At 65.4% G+C, this 21,830-nt stretch carries 26 protein-coding genes; 9 read left to right on the top strand and 17 right to left on the bottom strand.

From position 1 onward, the window contains the following. The first annotated feature begins 1 nt into the window (after nt 1). A complete protein-coding gene (locus XI05_RS31300) occupies nt 2-559 on the top strand; it encodes a 6,7-dimethyl-8-ribityllumazine synthase (RefSeq protein WP_271509081.1) in 558 nt (185 codons plus the stop codon). Between the two features lie 112 nt (nt 560-671). Here the strand turns inward: XI05_RS31300 and XI05_RS31295 are convergent, their stop codons facing one another. The 7 genes from XI05_RS31295 to lgt all read right to left on the bottom strand — a co-directional run bounded on the left by XI05_RS31295 (nt 672) and on the right by lgt (nt 7,579). Then, entirely contained in the window at nt 672-1,706 is a 1,035-nt protein-coding gene (locus XI05_RS31295; protein ID WP_260380975.1) for a D-alanine--D-alanine ligase family protein, read from the bottom strand. Further along, complete coding sequence (locus XI05_RS31290; RefSeq protein WP_172788753.1) at nt 1,703-2,731, bottom strand: putative zinc-binding metallopeptidase; 1,029 nt, start codon at nt 2,729-2,731, stop codon at nt 1,703-1,705. Before XI05_RS31290 ends, XI05_RS31295 begins: the two co-directional genes overlap by 4 nt. Before the next feature lie 220 nt (nt 2,732-2,951). Continuing rightward, a complete protein-coding gene (locus XI05_RS31285; RefSeq protein WP_225132260.1) occupies nt 2,952-3,905 on the bottom strand; it encodes a ribose-phosphate pyrophosphokinase in 954 nt (317 codons plus the stop codon). A gap of 194 nt (nt 3,906-4,099) precedes the next feature. After that, on the bottom strand, nt 4,100-4,717 hold the full coding sequence (locus tag XI05_RS31280) for a hypothetical protein (protein ID WP_271509078.1): 618 nt from the start codon (nt 4,715-4,717) through the stop codon (nt 4,100-4,102). Between the two features lie 113 nt (nt 4,718-4,830). Beyond that, nucleotides 4,831-5,598, bottom strand: coding sequence for a peptidoglycan editing factor PgeF (pgeF, locus tag XI05_RS31275; RefSeq protein WP_271509074.1), 768 nt, complete (start codon nt 5,596-5,598; stop codon nt 4,831-4,833). Continuing rightward, nucleotides 5,595-6,713 carry a class I SAM-dependent methyltransferase gene (locus tag XI05_RS31270; RefSeq protein WP_271509071.1) on the bottom strand — a complete coding sequence of 373 codons (1,119 nt, stop codon included), beginning with the start codon at nt 6,711-6,713 and terminating at the stop codon, nt 5,595-5,597. The genes pgeF and XI05_RS31270 overlap by 4 nt, the downstream gene beginning before the upstream one ends. A gap of 20 nt (nt 6,714-6,733) precedes the next feature. Next, the gene (lgt, locus tag XI05_RS31265; protein ID WP_271509065.1) at nt 6,734-7,579 is read right to left on the bottom strand and encodes a prolipoprotein diacylglyceryl transferase; all 846 of its coding nucleotides are present in this window, start codon (nt 7,577-7,579) and stop codon (nt 6,734-6,736) included. 198 nt (nt 7,580-7,777) lie between these two features. Here lgt and XI05_RS31260 point away from each other — a divergent pair, with 198 nt between their 5' ends. The 4 genes from XI05_RS31260 (at nt 7,778) to ychF (ending at nt 10,869) form a co-directional block, all read left to right on the top strand. Continuing rightward, complete coding sequence (locus XI05_RS31260; RefSeq protein WP_271509063.1) at nt 7,778-8,038, top strand: accessory factor UbiK family protein; 261 nt, start codon at nt 7,778-7,780, stop codon at nt 8,036-8,038. 344 nt (nt 8,039-8,382) lie between these two features. Next, the gene (locus XI05_RS31255; protein WP_271509060.1) at nt 8,383-9,102 is read left to right on the top strand and encodes a 50S ribosomal protein L25/general stress protein Ctc; all 720 of its coding nucleotides are present in this window, start codon (nt 8,383-8,385) and stop codon (nt 9,100-9,102) included. A 58-nt stretch (nt 9,103-9,160) separates the two neighbouring features. Further along, nucleotides 9,161-9,766, top strand: coding sequence for an aminoacyl-tRNA hydrolase (gene pth, locus XI05_RS31250; protein WP_271509057.1), 606 nt, complete (start codon nt 9,161-9,163; stop codon nt 9,764-9,766). Nucleotides 9,767-9,771: 5 nt separating this feature from the next. Continuing rightward, on the top strand, nt 9,772-10,869 hold the full coding sequence (gene ychF, locus XI05_RS31245) for a redox-regulated ATPase YchF (protein ID WP_271509054.1): 1,098 nt from the start codon (nt 9,772-9,774) through the stop codon (nt 10,867-10,869). Nucleotides 10,870-10,993: 124 nt separating this feature from the next. Here ychF and XI05_RS31240 read toward each other — a convergent pair whose 3' ends face one another. Then, on the bottom strand, nt 10,994-11,290 hold the full coding sequence (locus XI05_RS31240; RefSeq protein WP_018648333.1) for a DUF4282 domain-containing protein: 297 nt from the start codon (nt 11,288-11,290) through the stop codon (nt 10,994-10,996). A 166-nt stretch (nt 11,291-11,456) separates the two neighbouring features. Here XI05_RS31240 and XI05_RS31235 point away from each other — a divergent pair, with 166 nt between their 5' ends. The 3 genes from XI05_RS31235 to XI05_RS31225 all read left to right on the top strand — a co-directional run bounded on the left by XI05_RS31235 (nt 11,457) and on the right by XI05_RS31225 (nt 12,730). Further along, nucleotides 11,457-11,909: a MaoC family dehydratase gene (locus tag XI05_RS31235; RefSeq protein ID WP_271509051.1), complete on the top strand. Its 453-nt coding sequence runs from the start codon at nt 11,457-11,459 to the stop codon at nt 11,907-11,909. After that, nucleotides 11,909-12,388, top strand: a complete 480-nt coding sequence (locus XI05_RS31230) for a MaoC family dehydratase (RefSeq protein WP_271509049.1) — start codon at nt 11,909-11,911, stop codon at nt 12,386-12,388. Before XI05_RS31235 ends, XI05_RS31230 begins: the two co-directional genes overlap by 1 nt. A 195-nt stretch (nt 12,389-12,583) precedes the next feature. Next, nucleotides 12,584-12,730 (top strand): hypothetical protein, encoded by a 147-nt coding sequence (locus XI05_RS31225; protein ID WP_027545961.1) that lies wholly within the window; start codon nt 12,584-12,586, stop codon nt 12,728-12,730. 38 nt (nt 12,731-12,768) lie between these two features. On the opposite strand, the gene XI05_RS31220 is transcribed toward XI05_RS31225, so the two are convergent. The 5 genes from XI05_RS31220 to XI05_RS31200 all read right to left on the bottom strand — a co-directional run bounded on the left by XI05_RS31220 (nt 12,769) and on the right by XI05_RS31200 (nt 16,236). Continuing rightward, nucleotides 12,769-12,906 (bottom strand): hypothetical protein, encoded by a 138-nt coding sequence (locus tag XI05_RS31220; RefSeq protein WP_007614812.1) that lies wholly within the window; start codon nt 12,904-12,906, stop codon nt 12,769-12,771. A gap of 304 nt (nt 12,907-13,210) precedes the next feature. Continuing rightward, a complete protein-coding gene (locus tag XI05_RS31215; RefSeq protein ID WP_197953693.1) occupies nt 13,211-13,633 on the bottom strand; it encodes a hypothetical protein in 423 nt (140 codons plus the stop codon). 244 nt (nt 13,634-13,877) lie between these two features. After that, a complete protein-coding gene (locus XI05_RS31210) occupies nt 13,878-14,786 on the bottom strand; it encodes a hypothetical protein (protein ID WP_271509046.1) in 909 nt (302 codons plus the stop codon). Nucleotides 14,787-15,159: 373 nt separating this feature from the next. Continuing rightward, nucleotides 15,160-15,600: a nuclear transport factor 2 family protein gene (locus tag XI05_RS31205; RefSeq protein ID WP_271509043.1), complete on the bottom strand. Its 441-nt coding sequence runs from the start codon at nt 15,598-15,600 to the stop codon at nt 15,160-15,162. Nucleotides 15,601-15,798: 198 nt separating this feature from the next. Beyond that, nucleotides 15,799-16,236 (bottom strand): nuclear transport factor 2 family protein, encoded by a 438-nt coding sequence (locus XI05_RS31200; RefSeq protein WP_271509040.1) that lies wholly within the window; start codon nt 16,234-16,236, stop codon nt 15,799-15,801. A gap of 506 nt (nt 16,237-16,742) precedes the next feature. On the opposite strand from XI05_RS31200, the gene XI05_RS31195 reads away from it, so the two are divergent. Further along, nucleotides 16,743-17,129, top strand: coding sequence for a hypothetical protein (locus tag XI05_RS31195; RefSeq protein WP_271509038.1), 387 nt, complete (start codon nt 16,743-16,745; stop codon nt 17,127-17,129). 111 nt (nt 17,130-17,240) lie between these two features. Here XI05_RS31195 and uvrB read toward each other — a convergent pair whose 3' ends face one another. The 4 genes from uvrB to XI05_RS31175 form a co-directional block, all read right to left on the bottom strand. Further along, a complete protein-coding gene (uvrB, locus tag XI05_RS31190) occupies nt 17,241-20,201 on the bottom strand; it encodes an excinuclease ABC subunit UvrB (protein ID WP_271509035.1) in 2,961 nt (986 codons plus the stop codon). A 93-nt stretch (nt 20,202-20,294) separates the two neighbouring features. Then, the gene (locus tag XI05_RS31185) at nt 20,295-20,522 is read right to left on the bottom strand and encodes a hypothetical protein (protein ID WP_271509033.1); all 228 of its coding nucleotides are present in this window, start codon (nt 20,520-20,522) and stop codon (nt 20,295-20,297) included. Nucleotides 20,523-20,574: 52 nt separating this feature from the next. Beyond that, on the bottom strand, nt 20,575-20,799 hold the full coding sequence (locus XI05_RS31180; RefSeq protein WP_271509030.1) for a hypothetical protein: 225 nt from the start codon (nt 20,797-20,799) through the stop codon (nt 20,575-20,577). Between the two features lie 100 nt (nt 20,800-20,899). Next, a complete protein-coding gene (locus tag XI05_RS31175; protein WP_271509028.1) occupies nt 20,900-21,814 on the bottom strand; it encodes a LysR substrate-binding domain-containing protein in 915 nt (304 codons plus the stop codon). Nucleotides 21,815-21,830 lie beyond the last annotated feature (16 nt).

Genomic DNA, 21,830 nt, shown 5'->3' with positions numbered 1-21,830 from the left:
CATGAATCAGATGCTGCAAGATCCCCAAACCGAAACGTCCCAAACGCCGCCGCCGGTTCCCGTGGACCCGGTACCTGCGCATCCGCGCTTTGCCAAGCCGCAGCGGGTGGCCTTCGTGCAGGCCTGCTGGCACCGCGACGTGGTCGCGGAGGCCCGCATCGCCTTCATGAAGGAGGCGGAAGCCCGTCATCTCACCCATGTCGACGTGTTCGAGGTGCCGGGCTCGTTCGAGATCCCGCTGCATGCGCAGGTCCTCGCCAAGACGCGGCGCTACACCGCGATCGTCGCGGCCGGCCTCGTCGTCGACGGCGGCATCTACCGCCACGAATTCGTCGCCGACACCGTGATCAAGGCGCTGATGGACGTGCAGCTGCGCACCGAGGTGCCGGTGTTCTCGGCCGTGCTGACGCCGCAGCAATTCCACGAGACCGAGGTGCACTACGATTTCTTCCGCAAGCACTTTGCGATCAAGGGCGTCGAGGTCGCGACCGCCTGCGCAGAGACGTTGCACGGCCTGGAGCGCCTGCGCGGCCAGGTCGCCGCGGGGATCGTGGGGTAGGCAGACTGCCGTAGGGTGGGCAAAGCGAAGCGTGCCCACCTCTTCTCGCGAGACAAAAGGGTGGGCACAACGCTGTGAGCCTTTGCCCACCCTGCGATGCGATCGCCTCTCGTCACCCCAGCGACACACCCGCCTTGGCGCGGGTGATCCCAAGCGTCAGGATGCGACGCAGAAGATCCCCATAGTTCAGCCCGTCGTGCTGAGCCGCGGTGGCGAATTCCTGGCTCTTGGCGATCTCCGGGTTGGGATTCGCTTCGATGAAATACGGCGTGCCGTCGGCGGCGAGACGAAAATCGATGCGCGCGTAACCGTCGAGGCCGAGCGCCCGGTAGATGCGTTTCGCGGCACGCTGGATGCGTGCAGTGACCTCGGGCGCAAGATCGTTCGCCGGCCCGTCGACGATGCCGACGCGTTCCTGGTACTCGGTGTCGTGCTTGGCTTTTTCGGTGGCGATGTGGCGTGACCTGCGCCCGCCCATGCTGCCGAACTTCAATTCCCAGACCGGCAGGACGCGCAGCCGGTTGTTGCCAAGCACGCCGACATAGAGCTCACGACCCTCGATGAACTGCTCGGCGATGGCGGCGGTCTCCACGCGCTCGTGGATGAAGGCGACCCGTTCCGCCAGCTTCTCGTCGGTATCGACGATCGAGGCCTGCGATATGCCAAAGGATCCGTCCATGTTCAGCGCCTTGACGATCAGCGGCAGCGCAAGATGTTTTGGCCGTTTCACCTTGCGGCGCATCGGAAAGACGGCGAAGGCCGGCGCCGCGATACGGCGGTGATGCACTAGCGTCTTGGACAGATCCTTGCCGCGCGCCAGGATCAGGCCGCGCGGGTTGCAACCGGTGTAGGGCACCTTCATCAGCTCGAGATAGCTGGCGATGTGCTGGTCGTAGGCGACGTTGTAGTGGAACTCCTCCAGCAGCGTGAAAACCACGTGCGGCTTGAACTCCTCGATCGCTTCGCGGATCGGTCTGATTTCCTCCTGCGCACCGAGCGGGCGCACCTCGTGGCCGGCCGCACGCAAGGTGCTGACGACGTCGTATTCCGTTTTCCAGATGTTGATCTCCTGCGGCGTGTATCCGTCGGAGGAGTCCGGCGGCAGGAAGTCCGGATGCATCAGCACCAGAATACGGAGACGTCTCATAGCGCGATCCATTTGCGCCGAGACGGGCCAAACAGCGCGTGCATCGTCTTTGCGGTCACGAGGACAATGAAATCGAGAACGAGCTTCTGTTCGGGACCCACGGCACGCAAATCGAGATCGCGGCAGCGGGAGATCATCTCGTCAAGCACGGCATCGAGCGTGAGCTGGTTTTCGCCTGTCCAGCGCGCGACCAATTGCCGGATCTGGGCGCGGTGCCGCCTGATCAGGGTCGAGGCCGGCGTTGACCGATGGTGCCGCGGATCGGCTGAAAACAGCCGGGAGAGGTCGCGGTCGTAGGTCTTTGGTGGCGTGAACGCGTAGAACGCCTGCTTTTTCTTGTAGTGCTCTTCGAGTGTCTGGCTGAGCCGACCCAGCGGATCGACGCGCTCCCGCGTCGTGATCGACGGCCGCTTTCCAGCGATCTCGCTCATCAGCTCGTCGACATATTCGAGCTTCTTCAGCGCCGGCCAGCCGGCATATCGCGTTCGCCAGTTCGAGCGCGGCCGTAGCCACACCGCAAAGGTTTCGGCGAAATCTTCGTCCGGATGGCTCTGTGCGTACCAGAGCCGAAGGTGTTGCACGTAACGCCGGCTGGCGGGATTGGGCCGGTAGTAGCGCGGGTAGTGCTTCGACGATGGGCCGAACAGCTGCTGCCAGCGCCGCCGCCGCTGCAGCTGGTAACCATGCTGCAAGGCATGCCCGGCCTCGTGACGGAGGATGGCCATGCACTCGCGCCAGGTTCCGCCCTCGACGTCGAACATCATCTTCTTCTCGAGCTTCATCAGGCGCGGATGGGCGAGATAGAAGGGGATGGCGATGCCGGGCACGTCGCCCGGACTGAACCATTCGCTCGAGATCCATGTGTGCGGCCGCAGCCGGATGCCGCGCTCTTCGAGTTCCTCGTAGAGCGTGCCGACGCAGTCCTCGAGCCAGGTGCCTTCGACCGTGACCCTCAGGCTGCGGAGGCGTTGCTTGAGCAACTCGTCATCCGACAGCTTCTCCCAAGCAAATTTCCGGCGTGGCATCAGGCATCCAGAGGGCAGAGATAACTCGGTATCTGGATGATGTCATGGGTCGCCGACGGCAACAACCCGCGGGGGCTGTGAGGCGGGGACCGTGGCGTTGCGGGATGGTCGTCGTTCCGGGGCGTGCGTAGCACGTGCCGGGATCCATCGATCTACGCGGACCGGAAGATGGATTCCCGGTTGGCCTCCCCCAGGCGTCCGGAATGACGGCCGCAAAAAATCAGTCGAACAGGCTCGACACCGATTCTTCCGCCGCCGTGCGCGCGATCGCATCCGAGATCAGGCTGGCGATCGGCAGCGTGCGGATGTTCGGCGCCTTGGTCACTGCCTCGGTCGGCAGGATGGAGTCGGTGATCACCAGCTCCTTCAGCCTGGAGCCGGCGATGCGGGCGGCGGCGCCGCCGGAGAGCACGCCATGGGTGATGTAGGCGTAGACGTCCTTGGCGCCCTTGGCGAGCAGCGCATCGGCCGCATTCACCAGCGTGCCGCCGGAATCGACGATGTCGTCGACGAGGATGCAGGTGTGGCCGGAGACGTCGCCGATCACGTTCATGACCTCGGACTCGCCCGGCCGCTCGCGGCGCTTGTCGACGATGGCGAGCGGGGTGTTGATGCGCTTGGCGAGGCCGCGCGCGCGGGCGACGCCGCCGACGTCGGGCGAGACCACCATCGTCTTGGTCAGGTCGAACTTGTCCTTGATGTCGCGCACCATCAGCGGCGCGGCAAAGAGGTTGTCGGTCGGGATGTCGAAGAAGCCCTGGATCTGGCCGGCATGCAGGTCGAGCGTCATGACGCGGTCGACGCCGGCCTGCGTGATCATGTTGGCGACGAGCTTGGCCGAGATCGGCGTGCGCGAACCGGACTTGCGGTCCTGCCTGGCGTAGCCGAAATAGGGCAGCACCGCGGTGATGCGGCGCGCCGAGGAGCGGCGCAGCGCGTCGGTGATGATCAGGAGCTCCATCAGATGGTCGTTGGCGGGGAACGAGGTCGACTGGATGACGAAGGCATCCGAGCCGCGGACGTTCTCCTGGATCTCGACGAAGATCTCCATGTCGGCGAAGCGCCGCACCACCGCCTTGGTCAGCGGCAGGTCGAGGCCTTGCGCGATCGCCTGGGCGAGGGCCGGATTGGAGTTGCCGGCGACGAGCTTGATGGAGCCGTTTTTGGCCGACATGGACGCTTCCTCCCGCGCTTTGCTGGATACGACCTTCAACATCAGAAAATACCCATAGGCAGCACGGTTACGACGGGCGAGGAAATATCAGGCGGAAGGCTGCAATGGCAACCCGGGATGATACGTTTTCCCTTTGAAAATCCTGAGTCGGGCCAACGGCTTGGCCGCAAGTTGCGGCCGTGGTTTAGCGGGGGTTATTGCGCGGCATAGCCGAGCGCGGAGGCCGGCACATCAGGCGCAGGCGCGTCCTTGACGACGCTTGCCACCGCCGGTCCCCGCAACGCCGGAGCCGCGCCAGGCGCGTCCGGCGTTCCGTTGATCATGTTGGAAAGTCCGCTGAATCCGGCCTGGGCGATCTTCCGCAGCACGAGGTCGTCGGCAGCAGCCCAGGCGTCGCGACCAGCCTTGGCCGAGGTCGGTTCCTCGCCGGAGAGGCGCAGCGCGCGCTGCTGGTTGGCGTCGTAGACGTCCCAGACCCAGGCGATCACGGTCTTGCCGCGCACCAGCTGGGCGGAGAGGTAGCTGCGCACGCGATAGGCAGCCGTGCCCTCGCGGGAGACCACGGACAGGCTGCGCAGCTTGGATTCGCTGTCGAGCACGCCGACCATGCGGTCGAACACTTGCGGCGGCGGGCCGTCGATCGATTCGAAGGCGACCGTAGCCCCGCTGCCGGCGCTCGGCGCCATCGCATAGGAATTGGCGGCACTGCCGCCACCCCCGGCGCAGCCGCCAAGCGCAGCCGCTGCCGCCAGCAGCATGACCGCCAGCACGCGCGAACCCGCACGGCGGAAGATGAATGACGCATCCCTCATTATGGAGAGCAGCGATATCGTTAAAATCGATTAAGGTCTAGGGCAGGCGCGACACAGGCCACTGTCATCGTACCGGGGCATCGCCCCGGAAAAACACGGAGTTGCCCGTGTGTTCACGCTTCCAGCGCAATCGCGTGAACGTGGCGGCCGTAATCCGGCTCCTTGCGATGCACCGAGCGGCGATAGCTGAAGAAGCGCTCGTCGGCGTAGGTGTCGAGACCGAGGTCGTCGATCATCAGGATGCCGGCGGCCTCCAGCCGCTTGCGGATGAAGCCGGCGAGGTCGAACATCGCGTGGCCGTCGCGTACCGACGGGATGAAGAACACAGCGTTCTCCGCATCCGCCTCGATGAAGCGCGCGACGAACTCGTTGCCGACCTCGTAGCTGTCCTGGCGGATCAAGGGGCCGATCGCGGCGATGATGCCGCCGCGCGTGGCGCCGAGCTGCTCCATCGCGTCGATGGTCGCTTCCAGCACGCCTGTCAGTGCGCCCTTCCAGCCGGCATGCGCACCGCCGATCACGCGTGCCTGGGGATCGACGAACAGCACCGGGCCGCAATCGGCGGTGGAGACGCCGAGCGCGATGCCCGGCGTCTTCGTCACCAGCGCATCGCCTTTCGGCCGCGGCCCGCTCGGCCACGGTGCCTTGGCAATGAGCACGTCGGGCGAATGGATCTGGTGCAGGCTGAGGAAGCGCTCGGGCGCAACGCCGACATGCTCGGCCATGCGGCGCCGGTTCTCCGCGACCAGGGCCTGATCGTCGTTGGAGCCGAGCCCGCCGTTCAGCGCGGAATAGATCCCGCCGGAGACGCCGCCTTCGCGGGTGAAGAAGGCATGACGGAGGCCGGGCACTGCCGACAGCAGCGACGAAGCAATCGTCATGAGGCCTCTCCTGCCGGTTCGAGATCGCTGAGGCCGGCAAGGCTTGTCAGCCGGGGCTCGGAGATGCCGAGCACCTTGAACATCGAGCCCATGCCGCCACGCCCGGTATCGGTCAGGCGCTTGAGCGCCACCGAAATGTCGGTGGCGACGTCGGGCGCGGCTTTCTGCATCAGGGCGGCGGCGCGGGTGTCGATGCCGATTCGCTTGAGGAAGTCACCTTGCGTCACCGGCCCATGCACGCGCGCGCCGACATCCTCTGCCGCGCGCGCCAGCGCCTGGAAATCGACATGGGCCGTGACGTCGGCCTGGCCCGGCGCCTTCAAGGGATCGGCGAAGGTGTGGCGTGCGATGGCCTGGAAGGTATCGCCGGCGTCGCTGCGCAGATGGCCGTAATCGATGATCAGCACCGCGCCGTCCTGGTCGCGCACGCGCGTGGCGAGCTTCATGATCTCGCCGTCGGGGCGCCACTCGAACACGGCACCGATGGGGGCGGCGCGCACCAAGGGCGGCAGCAGCACGTCGAAGCGGGGTGTCGGCTCCGGCGCCGCGCCGAACTGAAGCTTGCCATTGGGATCGATCTCGATCACGCGCTCGTGCCAGCCGTTCTCGAGCCGGACCATCTGGTGAATCGGCAGCACGTCGAAATATTCGTTGGCGAGGATGATGCTCGGTCCCTCCGGCACCTCGTCGATGCTGTCGTGCCAGGCGATGTTGCGCACGTTGGCGAGCGTCGCGCTCTGCCGGTCGCGCAACACGGGATTGACCTCGACCATGTGGATGTGGAGCGCCTGGTAGAGCGGCGGCAGCACGCGGAGAGCGCGAAGCGCATCCGCCATCATGGTGCCGCGGCCGGGGCCGAGCTCGATCAGCCGCAGGAATTGCGGCGAGCCCATCTGCTTCCACACCGAGGCGGTCCACAACCCCAACAGCTCGCCGAACATCTGGCTGACTTCGGGCGCCGTGGTGAAATCGCCCTCGCGCCCGAGCGGATCGCGCGAGACGTAATAGCCGTAGCGCGGATGCATCAGGCACAGTTCCATGTACCGCCAGACCGGCATCGGCCCGGAGGATTTGATCAGCGCCTTGATCTCGTTGAGGAGCGGCTGGTCGGTCACGGCGGTCTTCTCGAAATCAATTAACGAATGGCCTGGACGGGCGTCGGCGCACCGCGCCTGACAGCCCATACAATAAGTATGGCGCCGACGATAAGCATCGGGATCGACAACAGCATGCCCATGGTTAATCCGCCCCAGAGAAAACCGAGCTGCGCGTCCGGCTCGCGGAAATGCTCCCCGGCGATGCGGGCCAGGCCATAGACCAGGATGAAGGCGCCGAGGATCATGCCGGGCCGCTTCAGCGCACCGAACCGGATCATGATCGCGAGCACGGTGAACAGCAGGATGCCCTCCATGCCGGCTTGGTAGAGCTGGCTCGGATGGCGCGGCAGCTGCGTCGGATCGTTGGGGAAGATCATCGCCCAGGGCAGGCTCGGGTCCGTGGCGCGGCCCCACAATTCGCCGTTGATGAAATTGGCGATGCGTCCGAGCAGGAGCCCGACCGGGGCGACCGCGGTGGTGATGTCGCCGAGCGACAGGATCGAGATGCCATTGCGCCAGGCAAACCACATCACCGCGACGACGCAGCCGAGGAAGCCGCCGTGGAACGACATCCCGCCTTCCCACAATTTGAAGATCGCGGCGGGATGATCGATGAAGAAGGGCAGGTTGTAGAACAGCACGTAGCCGGTGCGGCCGCCGAGGATGATGCCGAGCGTGACCCAGAGGATGAAGTCGTCGATCTGCACCAGCGACATCGGCGCCGGTCCGCCCCACAGGTGCTCCTTCTTCAGCAGCGAGCGCGCATAGAGCCAGCCGAACACGATGCCGCAGATATAGGCCAGCGCATACCAGCGGATCGCGAACGGGCCGATCTCGATCGCGATCGGCTTGAAGGCGGGAAAGTCGATCAGCAGAAACGGCATCGCGCCTTCTATGTCCAAGCGGGATCGCGGCGGTCGGGCGCCGGCAGACGCCCCGTGATTCCTCTTATGCAGGGACGTTGAATACGATTGCAAGGAAACCGGCGCATGACAAGGATACCGCCGCTTCGCCCTTGAACCGGCCTCGTCGGATTGCCATTGTCTCCCGTGAGTTCGCGCAAAGTTTATCGGAGGCCAACAATGACCCAGACCAGCAACCGGTTTTTCGACGAGATCGGCCGCCTGATGAACGACGCCGCCGGTGCTGCCCAGGGCGTCAAGCGCGAGTTCGATACGGTGATGCGCAGCCAGGCCGAAAAATTCCTGCGCGACATGGACCTCGTCAAGCGCGAGGAGTTCGAGGCGGTCAAGGACATGGCGCGCCTGGCGCGCGAGGAGAACGAAGCCCTGAAGGCGCGGATCGCGGCGCTGGAGGCGAAGCTGGGCGGTAGCCCGACGTAAGCCGCGGTCTCTCTTAACCCTCCCCTGGAGGGGGAGGGTCGGCGCGCAGCGCCGGGGTGGGGTGATCCCTCCACACGGGCACCGCCTCGATGGAGAGACTGTCACCCCACCCCGCTCGCGCTTCGCGCGATCGACCCTCCCCTCCAGGGGAGGGTAAGAACCCGGGCCCTCTAGGGGAGGGTGCAACCCCCCGGGCTGCCAGCCCATTCTCCTTGTCATTTCCGCAGCTTCCGGGTAAAAGCCCGCCACGTCCGCGGCCCCCGCACCCCTGGAGGCTTGCTGTGGACCATGCCATGGGCCGCCTTGCGGCCCATTAACTTTTGCAAAAACAAGGACTTAACGACATGGCGACGACCGTCAAGGAATTGAAGGCGACCGCACGTCCGAAGAGCGGCAAGGGGGCCGCCCGGGCTGAGCGTCGCGCCGGGCGAGTGCCCGGAGTGATCTACGGCAACAACCAGCCCCCGCTGACGATCTCGATCGAGGATCGTGAACTGCGCCAGCGCATCCTTGCCGGCCGGTTCCTGACCACGCTGGTCGACATCGACCTCGAGGGCAAGAAGCACCGCGTCATTCCGCGCGACTACCACCTCGATCCGGTGAAGGACTTCCCGATCCATGTCGACTTCATGCGGCTGGGCGAAGGCGCCACCATCCGCATCAGCGTTCCCCTGCACGTGGTGAAGGCGGAAACCTCCCCGGGCGTGAAGCGCGGCGGCACCGTCAACATCGTCGCCCACGCGATCGAGCTCGAATGCGGCGTCGAGAGCATCCCGCAGTACATCGAGGCCGATGTCGGCTCGCTCGAGATCGGTCACTCGCTGCATCTGGCCGACGTCAAGCTGCCGGCCGGCGTGAAGGCGCTGACCCGCGAGGACGCGACCCTCGTCACCATCGTGCCGCCGTCCGGTTACGCCGAAGAGCAGAAGGCCGCTGCCGCGGCTGCCGCTGCTGGTGCGGCCCCGGGCGCTGCGGCTGCTCCGGCCGCTGGTGCCGCGGCTCCGGCTGCTGCTGCTCCTGCCGCTGCCGCCAAGGCTCCCGCCGGCGGCGACAAGAAGAAGTAATCTCTCGAAGCTGGCGCGCGGTCCTTGACCGCGCGCCGAGCGGGGGGCGCGCCGCGTCATGCGACTCTTTGTTGGGCTCGGCAATCCCGGCGCGAAATACGCACGTAACCGGCACAATATCGGCTTCATGGCCGTCGACGAGATCGCGCGGCGTCATGGCTTTGCGCCATGGCGCCGCCGCTTTCAGGGCGAGACCTCGGAAGGTGCGCTCGGCACTGCGCGCGTGATCCTGCTCAAGCCCACGACCTACATGAACGAGTCCGGCCGCAGCGTTCAGGAAGCGGCGAGCTTCTTCAAGATCGCGCCAGGGGACACCACCGTGTTCCACGACGAGCTCGAGCTGCCGCCGGGCAAGGTGCGGGTGAAGATCGGCGGCGGCATCGCCGGCCATAACGGCCTGCGCTCGATTTCGGCGCATATCGGCAACGATTATCGCCGCGTGCGCCTCGGCATCGGTCATCCCGGCGTCAAGGAATTGGTGCACGGCCATGTGCTGTCGGACTTCGCCAAGGCCGACAACGAATGGGTGGCGACGCTCTGCGACGCGGTCGCCGAGCACGCCGCACTGCTCGCCAAGGGCACGGACGCGACCTTTGCCAACAGGGTGCATCTTGCGATGCAGGCGAAGGGATTTTTGACCAAGGACGAGAACGGCAAGGAATAACGCTCGTGGGATTCAAATGCGGGATCGTCGGATTGCCCAATGTCGGCAAGTCGACCTTGTTCAATGCGCTGACCGAGACGGCCGCGGCGCAGGCCGCGAACTATCCGTTCTGCACCATCGAGCCGAATGTCGGCGAGGTCGCCGTGCCTGATCCCAGGCTCGACAAGCTCGCGGCGATCGCCAAGTCGGGCCAGATCATCCCGACCCGGCTGACCTTCGTCGACATCGCCGGCCTCGTGCGCGGCGCCTCCAAGGGCGAAGGCCTCGGCAACCAGTTCCTCGCCAACATCCGCGAGGTCGACGCCATCGCGCATGTGGTGCGCTGCTTTGAAGACTCCGACATCACCCATGTCGAAGGCAAGATCGCCCCGCTGGCCGACATCGAGACCATCGAGACCGAGCTGATGCTCGCCGATCTCGACAGCCTCGAGAAGCGCGTCGACAACCTCACCAAGAAGGCCAAGGGCAACGACAAGGACGCCAAGGAGCAGCTCGATCTCGTCAACCGCACCCTGGTGCTGCTGCGCGACGGCAAGCCCGCGCGCCTCGTCGAGCGCAAGGCGGAGGAGGAGCGGGCGTTCTCCATGCTCGGCCTGTTGTCGTCAAAGCCCGTGCTCTATGTCTGCAACGTCGAGGAAGGCTCGGCCGCAACCGGCAACGCCTTCTCCAAGGCGGTCGAGGAGCAGGCCGCGAAGGAGGGCGCGGTTGCCGTTGTCATCTCCGCCAAGATCGAATCCGAGATCGCGACCATCTCGCGTGACGAGCGCGCGGACTTCCTGGAGACGCTGGGCCTCGAAGAAGCCGGCCTCGACCGCCTGATCCGCGCCGGCTACACCCTGCTCGACCTCATCACCTACTTCACCGTGGGCCCGAAGGAAGCGCGCGCCTGGACCATCCATCGCGGCACCAAGGCGCCGGCGGCGGCCGGTGTGATCCACACCGATTTCGAGAAGGGTTTTATCCGCGCCGAGACCATCGCGTACGAGGACTACGTCGCGCTCGGCGGCGAAGCCGGTGCCCGCGATGCCGGCAAGCTCCGCCTCGAGGGCAAGGACTACGTCGTCGCCGACGGCGACGTGATGCATTTCAGGTTTAATACGTAGGCACCAACATCGCTGCCGTAGGGTGGGCAAAGCGAAGCGTGCCCACCACCTCCCTCATCTCGCGGAATGATGGTGGGCACGGCGCTTTGCGCCTTTGCCCACCCTACGGCAGCTGTGCGTGCCGCTACCGCATCCCGCCGCCCTGGTCCCGGATCGCGCCGAGATGCTCGTTGATGCGGAAGACGATCAGGATCAACTCCGCGACGATGCGCGAGAACACGATGCCGACCACGACGCTGGCGATCGACGACAGCAGCACCAGGAAGCCGCCGAACGGGCTGATCGCCATCGCAGCGAGGCCTGAGAAGATGCCGGAGAGGCCGAACAGACAGATCAGCGCGATCACCAGCCAGTAGAAGGTCTTGATGATCGTCGGCGTGATGAAGCGGTCCCATTGAAACAGGTCGCTGAATGAAAACATTGCTTTCCCCAGGGCAAATTTGGGCCGCGTCGATGCATTCTGGCCCTCGGCTGATCCGACTCAAAACCGCGGCCACCCCGTATGTAGCACGAGCCATGCGGGCCGGCGGGTTGAGATTGCCGCAAAGTGCGGCCACAATCTGTCATTCCCGCAAAGCTTTCCCGAGATGATCCTGACCTTCGAAGATTTCCCGCCCGGCCGGTTCGGAACGTTCGGCCCGCGCCACGTCACCCGCGACGAGATCCTGGCCTTTGCCGCCGAGTTCGATCCGCAGCCGATGCACCTCGACGAGGCGGCCGCGGCCAAAAGCATGCTGCGCGGCCTGTCCGGTTCGGGCTGGCATCTGTGCTCGCTGATGATGCGGATGATGGCCGACGGCTTCATCACCCGCGCCGCGTCACTGGGATCTCCCGGCGTCGACGAGGTGCGCTGGCTCTCGCCGCTGCGGCCCGGCGACGATCTCACGCTCGATGTCGACGTCCTGGAGGCGCGGGTCTCGAAGAGCCGTCCTGAGCTCGGCATCGTCAAGTTCAAATGCACCGCGCGCAATGCGGCGGGGCAGGCGCTCGCCGAGATGACCTCGCCGATCCTGATCAAGCGGCGCGAGGGAGCGGCCTGATGCGGTTCTTCGAAGACATCGCGATCGGACAGCGCAGGGAGATCGGCGCGTACACGTTCACGGCGGAATCCATCAAGACATTCGCCGCCAAGTTCGATCCGCAGCGCTTTCACCTCGACGAGGAGGAGGGCAAGAACTCGCTGTTCGGCGGGCTCGCGGCCTCGGGTTGGCATGTCGGTTCGGCCTGCATGAGCCTGCTTGTCGCCGACGACCAGCGTCTGGCGCGCGAGGCCGCCTCGCGCGGCGAAGAGGTTGCGGTATGGGGCCCGTCGCCGGGCTTTCGCGATCTGCGCTGGATCAGGCCGGTGCTCGCCGGCGACACCGTCTCTTACGTCAGCGTCGTCATCGACAAGCGCACCTCCGCCTCCCGTCCAGGCTGGGGCATTTTGACGGCCCGCACCACCGGCACCAACCAGCGCGGCGAGGAGGTCTATTCCATCACCGCCTCCGCCTTCGTGCCGCTGCGCAAGGGCGGCTAGATCCGTTCCAAGATGAACGGGCAAATGAGTGCGCGAGTGTTGCCCGCGCGCTATGGACGCGATTCCGGGTGGCTGCCATAAGCCTGCGCAACATGGTGACCGCGAAGCTTTTGGCGGAACCAGTGAGTTGCTAACTAATTATGAACCTGTCGCTGTCTATTTGAAACGAATTGGCAGAGACAGGGGACGAGGACCATGGCTGACCGCGGCGCACTCAAATTTGTTGGATTCATCTTCGCGACTGCGACGCTGGCCGTGATGCTGGTCGCCGGCATGGTGGTGAAGGGCTATGCCGATGGCGCCTACACGCTGGAAGCCTCGACCGTGGAAGCGGCCCGGTAAGAAGTCGTTAATGATCGCGGCCGGCATCCGGCCGCAGCTCAGCGGCTGTAGACGAACGCCAGGATGGCGATCGCAACCGCCAGCAGCCCGACAAAGCGCAGCATGATCGTGCCGAACTGATTCGGCGCGGGCCGCAACGGGATCGGGTCCGTGGTGTCGGGCCGAATGCTTTCCATGACATGTCCCCTGAGCCCGGCCGCGACGGCACGGGCGCTTGGCGTTTGTCGCCGGGAAGGGGTGGTGGGTTCAATGGTGGGCGTTGGCCGCGCCACATTCTCGCTGTCATGCCCCGGCTTGACCGGGGCATCCAGTACGCCGCGGCTTCTCGGCTAAATCGCTGGCGTCTCTGGAATACTGGATCGCCCGGTCAAGCCGGGCGATGACACCTTCGTTGAGGAGAGTGTGCAGCCATCACCCGCAAATCAAAACCGCCGCGTCCCTTCCGGAACGCGGCGGCCAATGATGCGTTCGTGTGGGCGATCAGCTGTTGCGCAGGCCGTCGGCGGCGCGCTTCCACTGCGCGACGTTGTCGGCGATCATGCGGGTCGACTTCATTGCGGCCTGGCTGAGCTGGGCGTAGCCGGAGATCTCGCGCTGGACGCGCTGGCCTTCGGCGTGGAGCAGGTCGCGCAGGCTCTCGAGTTCGGAGATCAAATTCTCGATCTCGGCGAGCGAGGTGCCGGCGACGCGCTGGATCAGCGAGTTGACGTTGTTGACGGTGGCTTCCGCGCTCGGATCGAGCGGCGGCGCGTCGGTGGTGCCCGATGCCGGACGGCGCAGATAGGCGATGTCGTTGCGGACGAAATCGCGGATGCCGGCTTCGACCTCGGTCACGGCGGCAAGGTTGGTGTCGACCGTCTCGGTCTCGGTGGCTTCGACCTTTTCAGGACGCATGGCGTTCATCGTTGTTCCCCTGTTCGCGTTGAGCGCAGCGCGAGTGTCCCCCGCACGACGACGTCTGTGAGGCAGGCCGCATCAGGGCGTCCGATTTTGACCGCAAATGGGCCGAGATGCGGCAAGGACGGACCATTCGGGGGTTTTGCCGTGGCGTATGGTTAGGGAAGTGTGAATCGGCGGCTGCGGCGAGGTTAGGGCGCAACTCGGCCGGTGCCTCACTTCCTCGCCCCGCTTGCGGGGAGAGGCGAAGCTACCAGCTCTTCTTGAAGCCCGCGGTCACGCTCTTGTTCAGCGTGCCTTGCGAGGTTTCACCGACCGAGCCGGAAACGGTGACGTTGTCGAACAGCTTCTGCTCCGCGCCGACCTTGCGCAGCCATTTGTCGTCGGTGGTCGACAGCGTCTGGCCGGCAATGATGCTGGTGCCGGTGTCGGTCACGGTGACCTTGGCGCTCTGGTCGGTCTCGTAATTGCGCGTGACGTGGCCGCCGATGCCGGGGACCGCACTGGTGCCCTGCTGGTTGACGCTGTAGCCGTTCTGCAGCGTCAGCGAGGTGTCGCCCGACAGCGGCACCGATTTGGTCAGTGACGCCCCGATCTTGCTGTGCTCGGCGCCGGGATCGACCCTGGCTTCCACCGCGGTCTTGTCCCAGATCGCGCCCGCGCCCGGCGCGGTTGCCGTCGCCCAGGCGCTGCCCGAGGATTGCGGCAGGTTGCCGCCGTTGCTGGCCTTCTGCGCCAGCAGCTCGGACATCGTCTTGGGCTCGCTGGCCACCGTCATGTCGGCGCCGATCCGCGTATCCCAGAACGAGAACACGGATTGCTTGACCGTCACCGCGGAGGAGCCGTTGGCATTGGGGTTCGACGACCAGTCGAGGCCTTCCCTGGCGGCGGCCTGGGCGCGCTTCTTGGCGGCCATCGGGTCGATGCCGGTCCCCGCATCGACCGCGAGCTGGCTCCAGTCGAGCTTGTCGACGTCGATGCCCTTCATGATGTCGGGATCATTGACCTCGGGAGCTTCGGCCGCCTCGGCCTCGTCGTCGGATGGCGGTGAGGAGAAGGGCGGAATGATCTGCGCCTGTAACGTCAGCGCCGAGCCCAAAATGAATGCGGCCGCCAGCAACGGCAGCCTGGTCCAGCCAAACCCTGTCGAGAATTCCATCGTCCTGCCCACGAACCCCAGCGCATGCTGTCGGCCGCACTATAGCGGCCGCAATGACCATGCGCCATTCCGGCGCTGAAAGTGCCGATTTATCGTTGCGGAATTGTGGCGGGTCGCAAGGGGACGCGAACCAACGGGCCGCGCGAATGGCGCGCGCCCGATGACGAGCTCGTGATGCGACGGCATCCGGCGGGGCTGGAGGCCAGGACGTCGCGATCGCCTTCGTCATCGGTCCCGAACAGCGGGGCCTCGTTGGCGTCCCCCTAAAGCGCGATGATCATCATCGCGCTTCAGGTTGTTGTTTGTGCATGATCTTTTCGGAAAACCGCTTCGCACTTTGCGCTAACGCGGCCCTTCGGGTCCGGATCATGCGTCAGCCGACGCTGGTCATCTTCGGCAGATGAATGGCGCGGCCGAGTGCCTGCTCGACCAGATCGAAGGTGTCGATCAGCACCCGCATGTTGATCAGCTTGCCGGCCTTGAACTGGGCGAACTGCGCCACGCGCAAGCTGATCGGCTTGTTGGAATCCAGGGCCGTCAGCGAATAGCGCAGCATCGAGGCGGCGGAATCGACGCCCAGCATGATGCTCTCGCGGTCGAAGCGGCGGACGTGGAAATTGTCGGCGAGCTGGCGGATGACGTCGAGCACGGCATCCTTGCCCTGGCGCGCGCCGAGGAACGGAAACATGTCGATCGGACCGTAGAGCGCCCATTCGACGTCCTCGTCGATCAAGGCCTCGATATCCCTAAAATGCCGGTCGTTGATCGCGCGGTGCAACGCGCGCGAGAAACGCCAGAGACTGTGCTCTGTCATTGGGGCAGTCCTGAAGCTGGCTTTGCGGAAGAAACGGAAAACAACCCCACGCGCAGTCGGGCGCCGGGGCTCAACTCGTTTGTATACGAATGAAATAGCAGATTTCGGCCAAAACGCAATTCACGTTTTTGCAATGCACACTTGATCGCTCTTTGTGAGATTTACAATAGGATCCCGTAATTGTCCTGGTCTCGACGCTCACCGCCCCGTGATCAGCGGCCCGATCTCCCGTTCCAGCACCTGCTGCACCAGGTCGTAGGAATCGATGATCTCGCGGATCTGCGCCACTAGCCCGCCGCGGAACGTGTAGAACACCGCGATGTCGAACTGCACGATGCGGTCGTTGCTGCGCTTTTTGAAAAAAGCGTGCAGGTAGGTCGCGACGGTTTCGCCCTCGGCGACGATGTGCGGCGTCTTGTAACGAATCTCCGAGTAGCGCGACCAGACCGTCTGCCAGAGGTCGCGCAGCTCCTGCTTGCCATGGCGCGGCACCATGTGCGGCAGCACGTCGATCGGCGCGTGGGTGAGGAAGTAGACGTCGTCGGTGCAGCAGGCCAGCGCCGTCTCGATGTCGCCGCGCGCGAAGGCATCGAGCAGGTGCACGACGCGTTGGCGATTCAGCTGCTCCACCGTCATTCCGCCGATCCTCGTTGGGCCCCGTGACGTCGCGCAACGCTAACGCGCGGTGCCGCGCACCGGCAATCCGCGAAACCACAGGGATGTTGCAGACGTTTTGACGCATGAGCGCAATACCCGGTTCATGGCGCGCAACTGTGGGTTGAGTTGTGGGATGGCTGCACGAATTCGCGCTCCGATTGCGTGGCGCGCAGCACGCATGGCGCCGAGCGCAGTGTCACCGCGACGCCGGATCGCGCTGGGAGGGTTGGGAAGTCTCCGCGAGTCCTACGATGATCGGGAGGCAGCGCTCCTTCAACACGTCATTGCGAGCGCAGCGAAGCAATCCAGAGTCTTTCCGCGGACGGGTTTCTGGATTGCTTCGCTGCGCTCGCAATGACGACGTGGAGAGCAGCTGTGGGCTCAACCCGGACTTTGGCTTCCCGCCCGCCCCCGCGTGACCCATCTCACATCACGCCAGCGGCGCCGCGACTACCGTCATCGGCATGTCATCACGGAGACGTGCCATGGCCGCCATCGCCACCGTCAGAAAGTCCCGCCTGCATAACGCGCTCGAAGGCCTCGCGCTGACCGCGACCCTGCAGAGCTTCCCGACCTTCGCCACTGCGGCCTTCCTGCTCAAGCTCTGCGGCAACCACGATCTCGTCGGCGACCCCGGCGTCGCCATCTTCGTCGCATTCGCCTCGCTCGCCCACGCAATGCTGGCCGTGACGCTCGGCCCGAGCTTCCCGCACCTCTTCAAGACCGTCTACGAGCCGAAATTCTTCGAGGCCCATCTATCGCTCTCCGACAAGATCACGGCATGGCGCACCCAGCCCATCGCCTCGCTGCAACTGGTGACGATCGTGCTGCTGCTGTCGGTGATGGCCGTGGTGACGGCGAGCTTGGGGTGAGGGGTAATCTCTCTTCGTGTCATCCCGGGGCGCCGCAGAGCGCGAGCTATGATGCGCAATTGCGTATCTGAGAATTCATAACCACGAACGTCGCCGATAAACCTGCGCCGCCTACCTCTTCTTCCACCCCCCGCGCCGCCCCGGCGCCCCACCCGTCGACTTCGGCGCGGGCCCGAACTCCGGACCCGACTGCCGCGAGTCCGTCGGCTGGATGATCCGGCTGGTGCTGCCGAACGGCTTTGACGGTAGTGCGCGGCTCTCGCGATAGGGCAGCGATTCCGGGCCGTGCATCTCGTCGAGATGCGGCTTGTGCACGCGGGAGCCCTTGCCGCCGCCGGCCTTGAGCGCGGTTGCGGCGCTCTTGTTCTTCATGGCGCTGACGGGGAGGTTGGCGGCATTGCCGTATTTCTTCGCCCCGGCATAGGCGCCGGCCTTGCCCGCGACGGTGCGCTGCTTGGCGGTGGGGTCGTCGACCACGGCGAGCTCGGTGGCGCGCAGGCGCTTGACTTCGTCGCGCAGGCGGGCGGCTTCCTCGAAGTTCAGATCGGCGGCGGCCTCGCGCATCCTTGTTTCGAGATCGGCGAGCACGGCTTCGAAATTGTGGCCGATCGAGATGACGTCGTCGGTCATGTCGTGACCGCCGACCTCGACCAGCACGTGGTCCCGCTCGTAGACCGAGTTGAGGATGTCGCCGATCTGCTTCTTCACGCTCTCCGGCGTGATGCCGTTGGCATTGTTGTACTCGACCTGCTTCTCGCGGCGGCGGTTGGTCTCGGCGATGGCGCGCTCCATCGAGCCGGTCATCTGATCGGCATAGAGGATCACCTTGCCGTCGACGTTGCGCGCGGCGCGGCCGATGGTCTGGATCAGCGAGGTCTCGCTGCGCAAAAAACCTTCCTTGTCGGCGTCGAGGATCGCGACCAGCGCGCATTCGGGAATATCGAGGCCTTCGCGCAAGAGGTTGATGCCGACCAGCGCGTCGAAAGCACCTAGGCGCAGGTCGCGGATGATCTCGATACGCTCGATCGTATCGATGTCGCTGTGCATGTAGCGGACGCGGATGCCCTGCTCGTGCAGATATTCGGTGAGATCCTCCGCCATGCGTTTTGTGAGGACCGTGATCAGCGAGCGATAGCCCGCTTGCGCGGTCGCGCGCACCTCGCCGACGAGATCGTCGACCTGCGTGCGCGCCGGGCGGATGTCGACGGGCGGATCGATCAGCCCGGTGGGGCGAATGACCTGCTCGACGAACACGCCGCCGCTCTCGTTCAGCTCCCAGCCGCTCGGCGTCGCCGACACCGCAACCGTCTGCGGCCGCATCATGTCCCATTCCTCGAAGCGGAGCGGGCGGTTGTCCATGCAGGAGGGCAGGCGGAAGCCGTATTCGGCCAGCGTCGCCTTGCGGCGGAAGTCGCCGCGGAACATGGCGCCGATCTGCGGGATGGTGACGTGGCTTTCGTCAGCGAAGATCAGCGCGTTGTCGGGCACGTATTCGAACAGCGTCGGCGGCGGCTCGCCGGGGCGGCGCCCGGTGAGGTAGCGCGAATAGTTCTCGATGCCGGCGCAGCTGCCCGTCGCCTCCATCATCTCGAGATCGAAGGTGGTGCGCTGCTCCAGCCGCTGGGCTTCCAAAAGGCGCCCCTGGTTGTTGAGCTGGTCGAGCCGCTGCTTCAATTCGAACTTGATCGACTTGATCGCCTGCACCAGCGTCGGCCGCGGCGTCACGTAGTGCGAGTTGGCGTACATCTTGATGAATTCGAGCTCGTCCTGCTTGTGGCCGGTGAGCGGATCGAACTCCTCGATATTCTCGATGGTGTCGCCGAACAAATTCACGCGCCAGGCGCGGTCTTCATAGTGCGCCGGGAAGATGTCGATGACGTCGCCGCGCACGCGAAACGTGCCGCGGGTGAAATCGGCCTGGGTGCGCTTGTACTGCAGGGCGACGAGGTCGGCGATCAGCTGGCGCTGGTCGATGCGCTCGCCCTTCTTCAGCGCGAAGGTCATCGCGGTGTAGGTCTCGACCGAGCCGATACCGTAGATGCAGGACACCGAAGCGACGATGATGACGTCGTCGCGCTCGAGCAGCGCGCGCGTTGCCGAGTGGCGCATGCGGTCGATCTGCTCGTTGATCGAGGAATCCTTTTCGATGTACGTGTCGGTGCGGGGCACATACGCTTCCGGCTGGTAGTAGTCGTAATAGCTGACGAAATACTCGACCGCGTTGTCCGGAAAAAAGTTCTTGAACTCGCCATAGAGCTGCGCGGCCAGCGTCTTGTTCGGCGCCAGGATCAGGGCCGGGCGCTGCGTCGCCTCGATCACCTTGGCCATGGTGTAGGTCTTGCCCGAGCCGGTGACCCCGAGCAGCACCTGCGAACGGTCGTTGCGGTTGATGCCCTCGACCAGCTCGGCGATCGCGGTCGGCTGGTCGCCCTTGGGCTCGTAGGACGATTTGATCTCGAAGCGCACGCCGCCTTCGGACTTTTCCGGGCGCGGCGGCCGGTGCGGCGTCCACACCTTCATGGAGCCGTCGTTCTTGCGGAACTCCGGCCGGCCCTCGCGGATCAACGATTCCAGCGCATCCGCGGTGGCCTTGACGCCCAGTGCCTCCATCTTGGAACGCGGTGGACGCGCCAGCGCCTCGGCATCGTCCTCCTCCGTCGGCAGGCCGAGCTGTCGCGCCAGTTCCGGATCGAGCGTCGGAATCGTGGCCGCGGTTCCGTAATTGGCTTGCGGCGCCTCCTCCAGCCCAGCAAGCTCACTGGACTGACGAGCGCCCGGCGGCTGCGGATTGGGCCGCAGCGGCATCGGCCGCGCCGTGTCTTGCGGAAACTCCTTCGGCGTCGAAGCCCGCGCGCGATGCGCGGCGGCCTCGCCCCCGGCGCGGCGGTCGCGCGAATTGTCCGGCGGCGGCTGCAGGCCTGTGCCTGATCCCAAGCCCGCATCGCCGCGATTGATCGCGGGATTGAGCAATTCGGCCAGCGCCGGCCCGATCGGCTGCACGTCAGGGCGATGCGCCTTCGAGTTCGGAGCCTTGGTTTTGGGGGATTTGGGGAGAGCAGGTTTCTTCGCCATGAGGCGAATATGGGACGAGTCCGCCCCGCAATAAAGGGTGAATGCCCGTGGCCATGCAGGCTGCTGACAGCAGGTTGGCAGCAGCCTTGCGGTTCACGCCGCCGGCAGCGGCCCGTCGTCGTTCCCGGCGGCGACATTCGGCTCGAGGATGTCGAGATGAATGCCACCGCAATCGGTGCAGCGCATGGTCCAGTACTCGCATCCAGCGCGGCCGCCGATCACACGAAGCACTGTGAGATCGCCGTCGCATTCCGGGCAATTGGACAGCACTGCGCGGGCGTAGATCCGCGGCTGCGCTGCATCGGTTTCGATGATGGACATGACCGGTTTCCCCCTTTTTCGCCGCCCTGTCGCTGGTCCGACTGCGGACCGCCTATTCGTCGTCGCTGCCGGCCCGCAGGCGGAAACGATCGATGTGGTGCTTGGCATCGGCAATCGCGGCATCGCGATCGGGCCAGGCGAAGCCGACTTCCATGGCCGGAAACAGCACGCCGTCGATGGCCAGCGGGCTGAGATCGGCACGGCGGATCCGCGCGTGCCACAGCCCTTTGCCAGCTTCGAAGGATTCGATGTCAAAGCCGTCGTAGAGGGTCGTCATGAGTGTAGGTCCCACGTTTCTTTTCGGAGGGTCAGGGGACCACATTTGCGGATTTTGGGATGTGAAGCCGTTCACAAGCAGGCGGCTTTTTTGCCCGCCTTCAGTTCCGCGCTGCAGCGCGGCCGATCTTGCGCGGGCGGGCAGCGGGTTCCGATGCTGCCCGCATGATCCAGCGGCGGAACGCGGCAAAGTCGCGCTGCTCGGTCTGGAAGCTGCGATAGAGCAGGTACCAGCGCATGCCCTTGGGCACCGAGAGGTCGAACGGCGCCACCAGCCGGCCGGCCGCGAGATCGTCGTCGATATAGGGGCGGATGCCCATGGCGATGCCGAGCCCGTCGGCCGCGGCCTGCAGCGCCTGACCATAGAACTGGAACTCGGGCCCGCGCGCGCTGATCCTCGCCGTGCCGGCCGCCTTCAGCCAGATCGGCCAATCCTCGGGTGAGTGCGCGACGCGGATCAGGCTCGGTCCCTTCAGGTCGGCCGGGCGCTTCAATCCGCCGGCCAGACGCGGCACGCAGACGGGGGTGAGATCGCCGGCGAACAGCGGCTCGGCGACGAGGCCGGGCCAGTCGCCGGTGCCGAGCTTGATGCCGCAGCTCCAGTCCTCGCCGAATGGCACCGCGGCGCCGCCGGTGGTGAAGCGCACCTCGATGTCGGGCTCCTCGCTGCGAAACTCCGACAGGCGCGGGATCAGCCAGCGCATCGCGAAGGTGTGGCCGACGCCGATGGTGAGCACGCGCACGCTGGCAGGCGCCGTCACCTGTGCCGTCAGGCTCGCCAGCGCATCGAAGATCGGGGTCAGCCCGCCTTGATAGGCGCGGCCCGCCTGCGTCAGCACCAGGCGATTGGCCTTGCGCTCGAACAGGGCGACGCCGAGCCGTTCTTCGAGCAGGTGCACCATGCGGCTGACGGCGGCCGCCGATACGCTCAGCTCCAGCCCGGCCGCGGCAAAGCTGCCGGTCCGCGCCGCCGCCTCGAACGCCTTGATGCCGTTGAGAAACAACAGCCGCCGCAAATGACCCACCCTCAGG

The organism is Bradyrhizobium sp. CCBAU 11357, from assembly GCF_028128865.1.
Classification (GTDB): Bacteria; Pseudomonadota; Alphaproteobacteria; order Rhizobiales; family Xanthobacteraceae; genus Bradyrhizobium.
The sequence above is the reverse complement of the archived record's forward strand: the minus strand, read 5'-3'. Positions and strand labels throughout refer to the sequence as shown.

What these genes read in the sequence shown, in the direction of transcription:
- XI05_RS31210 (WP_271509046.1), bottom strand. Translation starts at nt 14,786, where the DNA reads ATGGAATTCTCGACAGGGTTTGGCTGGACCAGGCTGCCGTTGCTGGCG.
- XI05_RS31235 (WP_271509051.1), top strand. Translation starts at nt 11,457, where the DNA reads ATGATCCTGACCTTCGAAGATTTCCCGCCCGGCCGGTTCGGAACGTTC.
- XI05_RS31200 (WP_271509040.1), bottom strand. Translation starts at nt 16,236, where the DNA reads ATGACGGTGGAGCAGCTGAATCGCCAACGCGTCGTGCACCTGCTCGAT.
- XI05_RS31290 (WP_172788753.1), bottom strand. Translation starts at nt 2,731, where the DNA reads ATGCCACGCCGGAAATTTGCTTGGGAGAAGCTGTCGGATGACGAGTTG.
- uvrB (WP_271509035.1), bottom strand. Translation starts at nt 20,201, where the DNA reads ATGGCGAAGAAACCTGCTCTCCCCAAATCCCCCAAAACCAAGGCTCCG.
- XI05_RS31220 (WP_007614812.1), bottom strand. Translation starts at nt 12,906, where the DNA reads ATGGAAAGCATTCGGCCCGACACCACGGACCCGATCCCGTTGCGGCCC.
- lgt (WP_271509065.1), bottom strand. Translation starts at nt 7,579, where the DNA reads ATGCCGTTTCTGCTGATCGACTTTCCCGCCTTCAAGCCGATCGCGATC.
- XI05_RS31240 (WP_018648333.1), bottom strand. Translation starts at nt 11,290, where the DNA reads ATGTTTTCATTCAGCGACCTGTTTCAATGGGACCGCTTCATCACGCCG.
- XI05_RS31280 (WP_271509078.1), bottom strand. Translation starts at nt 4,717, where the DNA reads ATGAGGGATGCGTCATTCATCTTCCGCCGTGCGGGTTCGCGCGTGCTG.
- XI05_RS31195 (WP_271509038.1), top strand. Translation starts at nt 16,743, where the DNA reads ATGGCCGCCATCGCCACCGTCAGAAAGTCCCGCCTGCATAACGCGCTC.
- XI05_RS31295 (WP_260380975.1), bottom strand. Translation starts at nt 1,706, where the DNA reads ATGAGACGTCTCCGTATTCTGGTGCTGATGCATCCGGACTTCCTGCCG.
- XI05_RS31185 (WP_271509033.1), bottom strand. Translation starts at nt 20,522, where the DNA reads ATGTCCATCATCGAAACCGATGCAGCGCAGCCGCGGATCTACGCCCGC.
- XI05_RS31285 (WP_225132260.1), bottom strand. Translation starts at nt 3,905, where the DNA reads ATGTCGGCCAAAAACGGCTCCATCAAGCTCGTCGCCGGCAACTCCAAT.
- XI05_RS31205 (WP_271509043.1), bottom strand. Translation starts at nt 15,600, where the DNA reads ATGACAGAGCACAGTCTCTGGCGTTTCTCGCGCGCGTTGCACCGCGCG.
- XI05_RS31300 (WP_271509081.1), top strand. Translation starts at nt 2, where the DNA reads ATGAATCAGATGCTGCAAGATCCCCAAACCGAAACGTCCCAAACGCCG.
- XI05_RS31180 (WP_271509030.1), bottom strand. Translation starts at nt 20,799, where the DNA reads ATGACGACCCTCTACGACGGCTTTGACATCGAATCCTTCGAAGCTGGC.
- pth (WP_271509057.1), top strand. Translation starts at nt 9,161, where the DNA reads ATGCGACTCTTTGTTGGGCTCGGCAATCCCGGCGCGAAATACGCACGT.
- XI05_RS31225 (WP_027545961.1), top strand. Translation starts at nt 12,584, where the DNA reads ATGGCTGACCGCGGCGCACTCAAATTTGTTGGATTCATCTTCGCGACT.
- XI05_RS31260 (WP_271509063.1), top strand. Translation starts at nt 7,778, where the DNA reads ATGACCCAGACCAGCAACCGGTTTTTCGACGAGATCGGCCGCCTGATG.
- XI05_RS31255 (WP_271509060.1), top strand. Translation starts at nt 8,383, where the DNA reads ATGGCGACGACCGTCAAGGAATTGAAGGCGACCGCACGTCCGAAGAGC.
- XI05_RS31230 (WP_271509049.1), top strand. Translation starts at nt 11,909, where the DNA reads ATGCGGTTCTTCGAAGACATCGCGATCGGACAGCGCAGGGAGATCGGC.
- pgeF (WP_271509074.1), bottom strand. Translation starts at nt 5,598, where the DNA reads ATGACGATTGCTTCGTCGCTGCTGTCGGCAGTGCCCGGCCTCCGTCAT.
- XI05_RS31215 (WP_197953693.1), bottom strand. Translation starts at nt 13,633, where the DNA reads ATGAACGCCATGCGTCCTGAAAAGGTCGAAGCCACCGAGACCGAGACG.